The sequence below is a fragment of the Dolichospermum sp. LEGE 00246 genome (assembly GCF_015207865.1).
GTDB classification, from domain to species: Bacteria; Cyanobacteriota; Cyanobacteriia; order Cyanobacteriales; family Nostocaceae; genus Dolichospermum; species Dolichospermum heterosporum.
In genome coordinates this window covers 1-6,615 of record NZ_JADEWA010000305.1, presented here as the reverse complement: position 1 = coordinate 6,615, position 6,615 = coordinate 1, and the positions used below count along the sequence as shown (strand labels likewise).

At 35.3% G+C, this 6,615-nt stretch carries 7 protein-coding genes and 1 other RNA gene; 7 read left to right on the top strand and 1 reads right to left on the bottom strand.

Annotated features, from left to right (window positions below; all coding sequences use genetic code 11):
- Nucleotides 1-70: 70 nt before the first annotated feature.
- The 6 genes from IQ228_RS18045 to IQ228_RS26740 all read left to right on the top strand — a co-directional run bounded on the left by IQ228_RS18045 (nt 71) and on the right by IQ228_RS26740 (nt 5,026).
- Nucleotides 71-217: a hypothetical protein gene (locus IQ228_RS18045; protein ID WP_172891219.1), complete on the top strand. Its 147-nt coding sequence runs from the start codon at nt 71-73 to the stop codon at nt 215-217.
- A gap of 283 nt (nt 218-500) precedes the next feature.
- Nucleotides 501-902, top strand: coding sequence for a GxxExxY protein (locus tag IQ228_RS18040; RefSeq protein WP_027401813.1), 402 nt, complete (start codon nt 501-503; stop codon nt 900-902).
- A gap of 187 nt (nt 903-1,089) precedes the next feature.
- A complete protein-coding gene (locus IQ228_RS18035) occupies nt 1,090-1,800 on the top strand; it encodes a hypothetical protein (protein WP_027401814.1) in 711 nt (236 codons plus the stop codon).
- A 51-nt stretch (nt 1,801-1,851) separates the two neighbouring features.
- Nucleotides 1,852-2,216, top strand: an RNA gene (rnpB, locus tag IQ228_RS18030) — RNase P RNA component class A.
- 176 nt (nt 2,217-2,392) lie between these two features.
- Nucleotides 2,393-4,348: an ATP-binding protein gene (locus IQ228_RS18025; RefSeq protein WP_027401815.1), complete on the top strand. Its 1,956-nt coding sequence runs from the start codon at nt 2,393-2,395 to the stop codon at nt 4,346-4,348.
- A 15-nt stretch (nt 4,349-4,363) separates the two neighbouring features.
- Entirely contained in the window at nt 4,364-5,026 is a 663-nt protein-coding gene (locus IQ228_RS26740) for a type IIL restriction-modification enzyme MmeI (protein ID WP_027401816.1), read from the top strand.
- On the opposite strand, the gene IQ228_RS18015 is transcribed toward IQ228_RS26740, so the two are convergent.
- On the bottom strand, nt 5,023-5,280 hold the full coding sequence (locus tag IQ228_RS18015; RefSeq protein ID WP_027401817.1) for a hypothetical protein: 258 nt from the start codon (nt 5,278-5,280) through the stop codon (nt 5,023-5,025). The two genes, IQ228_RS26740 and IQ228_RS18015, sit on opposite strands and share 4 nt — an antisense overlap.
- A 216-nt stretch (nt 5,281-5,496) precedes the next feature.
- Between IQ228_RS18015 and rnc the strand changes: the two genes are divergently transcribed.
- A complete protein-coding gene (rnc, locus tag IQ228_RS18010) occupies nt 5,497-6,219 on the top strand; it encodes a ribonuclease III (RefSeq protein ID WP_027401818.1) in 723 nt (240 codons plus the stop codon).
- The last annotated feature ends 396 nt before the right edge of the window (nt 6,220-6,615 follow it).

Below are 6,615 nucleotides of genomic sequence, written 5' to 3'. Positions count from 1 at the left end.
ATCCGGAATTTGATCAATCAAATTCGATAATGTAAATATAGTTGAAACTTTTAAGCAAGTGAAAATAGCCATGAAGAATACACAAGAAACCAAGTCTGCTAAAAAGAAACAGTCGTTTCCTCCTGTTGATATTGGGACTCCTAAAGTACCAGTCCGCAAAACTAAAGCGAAAAATCAACAGTCTGAATCACTCAGCGACTGGGAACACGCAAGTTAATTTATGAACTGCTTTTCTTTCCCTGCATCTGTCTAAACTATGATTTGTAGTGATGTTGGTGATAATGATGATTGGCGTTGCTGATTAAGGGTATGAATTTTAGTCTCACGCAAAGGCGCAAAGACGCAAAGGTAAGATTTTTAAAGGTTCAATTTGGAAATTTCATACCTCGATTCAGCAACGCCTGATGATTTAATATGGTAATCATTGAATCAAAGTAATCAAAATAATTATAGTTTAGACAATAATCAAGTAAGGTAGGGTAAGTTAGGGTCAAGAAAAGATGATCAATGAAAAGTATAAATACTCAGAACTGACATCCAAAATCATTGGATGTTCTATGACTGTGCATAAAACATTGGGTAATGGTTTTCAAGAAGTAATTTATCAAAGAGCATTGGTAATTGAAATGCAATTGGCGGGTATTTCTTTTGCAAGAGAATTTGAAATGCCAATTTTTTACAAAAAAGAACAAATAGGAACACGACGAGTAGATTTTTTGGTCGAAGGTGTTATTTCAGTTGAAATAAAAGCAGTAACTAAATTAGAAGACGTTCATTTTGCACAAGCAATTAACTACTTAGAAGCATATAATCTTGAGATTGGGTTACTAATCAATTTCGGTGAAACTAGTTTGAACTTTAAAAGACTTACTAATAAGAAATATAAAACGTCTGAACTATGATTCCTATGATTTGGATGATTCTTGTGATTTGGATGATTCTTGTGATTTTTATGATTTAGAGTCACACTTGTAAAAATCACATTCAATTGCATTATACAACTTCATCACATAAATCACATAAATCAAAAAAATCATAGTTTAGACTATGTTACAATTTTGAAAATGGTAGAAAATCAGGGTTATAAAAATGCAAAGTGGCGACCAAAATCTGATTATTTTGATGATTTACATACTGACTGTCTATTGGACACTTAATCGCATGATTGAATCTATAGACAATATAGTAAAAGTTGATTTCCAAACTGGTGCTGTTGATGATCAATTAAAAGAACAAAATCTCCAAGACACCGTAGGTATTTCCTTCAAAACAGGTAATTATGGTTTAGATAAAGTAGAAACTGATCTCAAAGAGTTATCAATGAGTATTGAAAATAAATCAGATAGCATTGCCGTATATGTTGATTGGGATAATAGTTCTTTCGTGGTTGAACATACCAAACAGTCCCGGCGAGTGATTCGCAAATCTCCTGACTTAACCCGCGATTTAGCTATACCCCAAGTCCCGACAATCATTGCTCCTAAAAAGACAATTTCTGAAAATGTCACCGCAGAAGATGTATTTCAAAGAGATAAAGAATCAGGAATATATCAACCAGCTTCTCCCTTAATTAATATTGCTGCCATCAAGAAGAATGATAAACAAAAGAAGTTATACAAAGACTTTATAGATGGCAAAAAAAATTTGGAATTTTCATTACAACTTGTGCTGCGGATTTCCGAAATGAGAGTCGGTATTGCGCCAGGAATAAATGTTCCTCCAGTGTCAATTATTAATTGTCCTTTTACTATTAAAAAGCTCCCTTGGACTTACGCGCTACCCTGGAATAAGAAAAAGTGATTTTCAGGTAGTAGTACAGAGTATGCAATCAAATGTAAAATAGAGAAAGAAGAGAGTAGGCGTAGGCAGTTGCAGATTAGTCATTAAGACTGGTTTGAGGAAAGTCCGGGCTTCCGAAAGACCAGACTTGCTGGATAACGTCCAGTGCGAGCGATCGTGAGGATAGTGCCACAGAAAGATACCGCCAGTCAATTTATTGGTTGGTAAGGGTGCAAAGGTGCGGTAAGAGCGCACCAGCAGCGTCGAGAGGCGTTGGCTCGGTAAACCCCAGTTGGAAGCAAGGCCGGAGGAACTACGGTTGGTCTTTTACCAGTTCCGCTTGAAAAGAGCCGCTAGAGGTGTTTGGTAACAAACATCCCAGATAGATAACTGCCCTCGCAAGAGAACAGAACCCGGCTTACTACCGACTCTCTTTGAAAACGAATTATGGATTTTTTATTTTCCATAGTTCGTTTTTTCGCCTGAAGCGATCGCTCTATGATAATTAAGTATAGATAACCTGGATATGCTCACGCAATTTATCAAGTTTGAATTATCAAAAAGCGTGAAAAAACTATAATGGTAAACAAGCAATAAAACGGATTTTCGCTTTATGAATTTCAACATAGATTTAAAAGAGCTTGCCCGTAGAGAAAGTGAACAAGTAGAATGGAAAGAAAATGGAGATGATATTAAGATTGCCGAAGGCATAGTAAAAACTATTTCTGCATTTGCCAACGACATTGCCAATGTTGGTGGGGGATATGTTGTTTGTGGAGCAAAAGAGATAAAGGACGAGCATGGTTTTCCCAAAATTCAATATACAGGTCTTAGTGCTAATAAATTAAAAGAAGTTGAACTTAAGGTAACTAAATATTGTCAGAATTATGTTGATCCTGCCATAATACCTCGTATTGTGGAAATCGAAAACCCAGAAAATAACAGCACCAGAATTTTAGTATTTGTAGTTTTACGGACTCGTCATGCCCATATATATAGAGACGGAGAAACTTCTAAATATTATGTTCGTATCAGCCGAGAAACTAAAGAAGCCAAAAATGGTGTTTTGAGGCAGTTATTAACAGAAAAACAAGAAATAGAGTATTTTGATAAACGGACAAATACTCGTGCTACAGAAGCAGATATTGATATACTTGTATTTAGAGATAGTATGCAGGAAATGGGGTTACTTTTTCCTGAAAAATCATTAGAAGATTATTTTTCTGATAGAGAACAAATAGCAGAATTGGTTTCTCCATTGTTTGTACGCACAGATTTAGATCGTATATTACGTCCTAGAAATTTTACCTTATTGATGTTTGGGAAAAAAACAAGTATTACATCCAATTTCCCAGAAGCATATACTATTTTATCAATATATAAAGGGACAGATCGTAGTGAACAAACAGCAGAACGTTACATTTTAACCGGAACAATTGTTGAGCAAGCTAAAAAATCAATAGAATTATTAAATACTCAAGCCTATACTGCATTTGATAAAACAAGTAGCAAACCAAATCAGGTTAAGTATCCCATGCGTGCTTTACAAGAAGCAGTAATTAATGCTATTGTTCACCGTGATTATGAAGTACCTGAACCAATCAGAATCACAGTATTTGCAGATAGAGTAGAAATTAGATCTCCAGGAACTTTACATTGGGGAGTTGATAAAGATAAATTTACGCAAGGAAAAGCCAGTCCTAAATGGAGAAATCAAAGCTTTGCTTATTTATTTAATAAACTTCAATTAGCTCAATCAGAAGGTCAGGGTATCCCCACAATTATTCGGACAATGAGAGAACAAGGATGTCCCGAACCAATCTTTGAAATTGAACCAGAAAGTCTAACTTGTATTCTTCCCGCACACCCAAGACATCAAATTATTAGGGAATTGCAAGAAATTCAAGACAAAGTTATTTTACAGAAGTATCAAGAGGCTAAAACTCAAGTTTTAACACTCTTAGAAAAGGATTTGTACAATTTTAGGTCACTAGATTTGTATTGTGAAGTTATCGCTAAATTAAAACTTCCCCATGAACTTTATAATTTTCTAGAAACCAAGAAATTAGATTTTTCTTTAGTTAATCCCAGTACCCTCATCAATATTGCTGAGATTCTTGCTTTTGATAAAGATAATCTTCCTTATCAAAATATGGCAAATAGAGCCTTATCTGTAGCTATGTCTGGTAAAATAGAAGAAGGTCAAATTGTAAAAGCTGTCGTCAATCTTAAAAAGATAGGTGAACCAGATGATGTGATAGAATTTGTGGGTGAATCTATGTTAAAATACCCTAATCTTGCTCATAATTCTACACTTTTAGAAAAACGGGCAACCGCTAGAATGGATAAAGCAAAAAAATGTATAACCGCAATTAAAGATCGGAAAAGCAATACAACAACAAAAAAAAGAGCTTCGGTACTGTGCGAACAATTATTAGAAGCAGCCCAAAGAGATTTGAATTTGGCACTAGAAAATGTAGAAAATCCCCATGAGAAAAATTTTATTGAAAAGGATTTTAATTTCTTAAACGAATTGAAACAGACTTATAAAAAAACATCAACCAAGTAAAAATATACTATTACTATGCCATTAAGCTGGAACGAAATTAAAAGCCGAGCGATTGCATTTTCTCAAGAATGGGAAGATGAAACCTCAGAAGATGCAGAAGCTAAATCATTTTGGGATGGGTTTTTTCATGTTTTTGGTATTTCTCGGCGACGGGTGGCAACATTTGAACAATCTGTCAAAAAAGCTGATAATAAACAAGGTTTTATTGATTTACTCTGGAAGGGTGTAATTTTAGTAGAACATAAATCTAGGGGGAAAAGTCTCGATAAAGCTATGCAGCAAGCCAAAGATTATTTCCCGAGTAATGAAGCTAAAGGTAATGCTGCTGTACATTGTGTAATTATTGGTTTTGGTTTACAGGATATTGAAAATAAGAGAGTTTTTGATTATGTAAATATTAAGGGTGAACCAACAGAGAGGAAAGTTAAAAATATTAATCCGTATTTAGCAGAAGGAAACGATTTAATAATTTTAAAAAGAAATCAGCCTATTGGTAATATACCAGAAATGCTTAAAAGTAGCCAACCTACAGATGGAGGAAACCTTTTAATGACTGATGAAGAAAAGATAGAATATGTTATTCAAGAACCATCTGGAGAAAAATTTATTAAACCATTTATTTCTGCTGATGAATTTCTTAATGGTAAAAAACGTTGGTGTTTTTGGCTTAAATATTAAGGGTTAATATCGTCCCAAAGCTCTGAAACTGGGAAAGTTTGCCCTGCTGCTACCTGTGCTATGGACTCTTGCAAATCAGCTAATATTTGGGCTTTTGGTTCTTGTTCATCAATCCAAGCTAAACCACTGACATGATCAGAGTTGACAGAGTTTATAAGCTGTTGCCACAGTTCTAACGGTACGAGTACATCAGTTGTTTTTCCATCTACATTGGTGACATAACGAACCTGATTTTCAATGTGTGTATTGATCATCAATTTATTTATCCTGTTGATATTTTTTGATATTTTTATTGTAGTGTAACTAATGCTAACTGCAAGACTAGCGATCGCCAATTTCACATTCCCCGCATAGTTCAACTTTCGAGAATATTGACACTGTAAGTTTTTGCACAAAAAACAACTTTTATTTATACCCTATAATTTAATGCTAAGTTAAGAGTCATTAGCCCTTTTTTCCCAACTTACTCAATGTCCCGCGTTTATCCCCGCCGTCAACGGCAGCTTGAAAGTTTAGTCCAAAAGTTAGGTTTGTCACTAAATGCACCTATTAAATGGGAATTGTTAGATTTAGCACTCACTCATCCCACGGTTTCTGATACTGCCAATTATGAACAGCTAGAGTTTGTTGGCGATGCAGTGGTACGCCTAGTGGCTGCCGTGGTATTATGGGAACATTATGCTGATTGTTCAGTCGGTGATTTTGCGGCTATTCGTTCGGTCTTGGTGAGCGATCGCATTCTTTCCCAACTAGCAAGAGAATATGGTTTAGAATTATATTTACTAGTAGCTGGTAGTGCCACCGCTGATCATGTTGGTCAAGAATCACGATTAGCAGACTCCTTTGAAGCCGTTCTAGGGGCGCTGTACCTGAGTACCAACAACCTTAACCTGATTCGTCCTTGGTTAGATCCCCATTTCCAGCAACTAACCACAGAAATCCGTCTTGACCCTGCTAGACTCAATTATAAAGCAGCCTTACAAGAATGGACTCAAGCACAATTTAAGGTTCTTCCAGAATATCGAGTTTTAGAAATCAGTCAACCCCACCACAATCATGAACGCTTCTTTGCTGAAGTTTGGCTATATGAAAAAATGCTAGGACAAGGTAAAGGGCGTTCTATTAAAGCCGCTGAACAAGCCGCTGCCAAAGTTGCCTATTTAGCAATTAGCACTCCACTAAAGGATGAGTAATAATATACTTAAGAGGGTAGTAACTTGCGTTTTTACATTTATATAAGTAGGTGAACACAATAAAACCAATCTGTGTAAAGAAAAGTAAAATCGCCCAAACCCTCTTCACTCTTGCCTCTTGCCTTTTGCCTTGCCATAACGACAATTTTCAACGTCAACCTACTTACACAAAATTCTCCAATTTATACCAAATTTTAGGATTACTCTTTTTTGGTGATCATAGTCACTGATGTTTCTTGATTAAAAATTTAAGATTAGGTAGTAAAAATTTATATCTGCCTCATGTTTAGCTCTCAGTAAAGTCCTGTATTATGTAGTAAAATGTTCTCAGCAGCATTAGACTAACCTGTACAGATTAAAAAATAATTCTAAAACCGTGTTTATACTGTTAATATT

What these genes read in the sequence shown, in the direction of transcription:
- IQ228_RS18015 (WP_027401817.1), bottom strand. Translation starts at nt 5,280, where the DNA reads ATGATCAATACACACATTGAAAATCAGGTTCGTTATGTCACCAATGTA.
- IQ228_RS18045 (WP_172891219.1), top strand. Translation starts at nt 71, where the DNA reads ATGAAGAATACACAAGAAACCAAGTCTGCTAAAAAGAAACAGTCGTTT.
- IQ228_RS18040 (WP_027401813.1), top strand. Translation starts at nt 501, where the DNA reads ATGATCAATGAAAAGTATAAATACTCAGAACTGACATCCAAAATCATT.
- IQ228_RS26740 (WP_027401816.1), top strand. Translation starts at nt 4,364, where the DNA reads ATGCCATTAAGCTGGAACGAAATTAAAAGCCGAGCGATTGCATTTTCT.
- IQ228_RS18025 (WP_027401815.1), top strand. Translation starts at nt 2,393, where the DNA reads ATGAATTTCAACATAGATTTAAAAGAGCTTGCCCGTAGAGAAAGTGAA.
- rnc (WP_027401818.1), top strand. Translation starts at nt 5,497, where the DNA reads ATGTCCCGCGTTTATCCCCGCCGTCAACGGCAGCTTGAAAGTTTAGTC.
- IQ228_RS18035 (WP_027401814.1), top strand. Translation starts at nt 1,090, where the DNA reads ATGCAAAGTGGCGACCAAAATCTGATTATTTTGATGATTTACATACTG.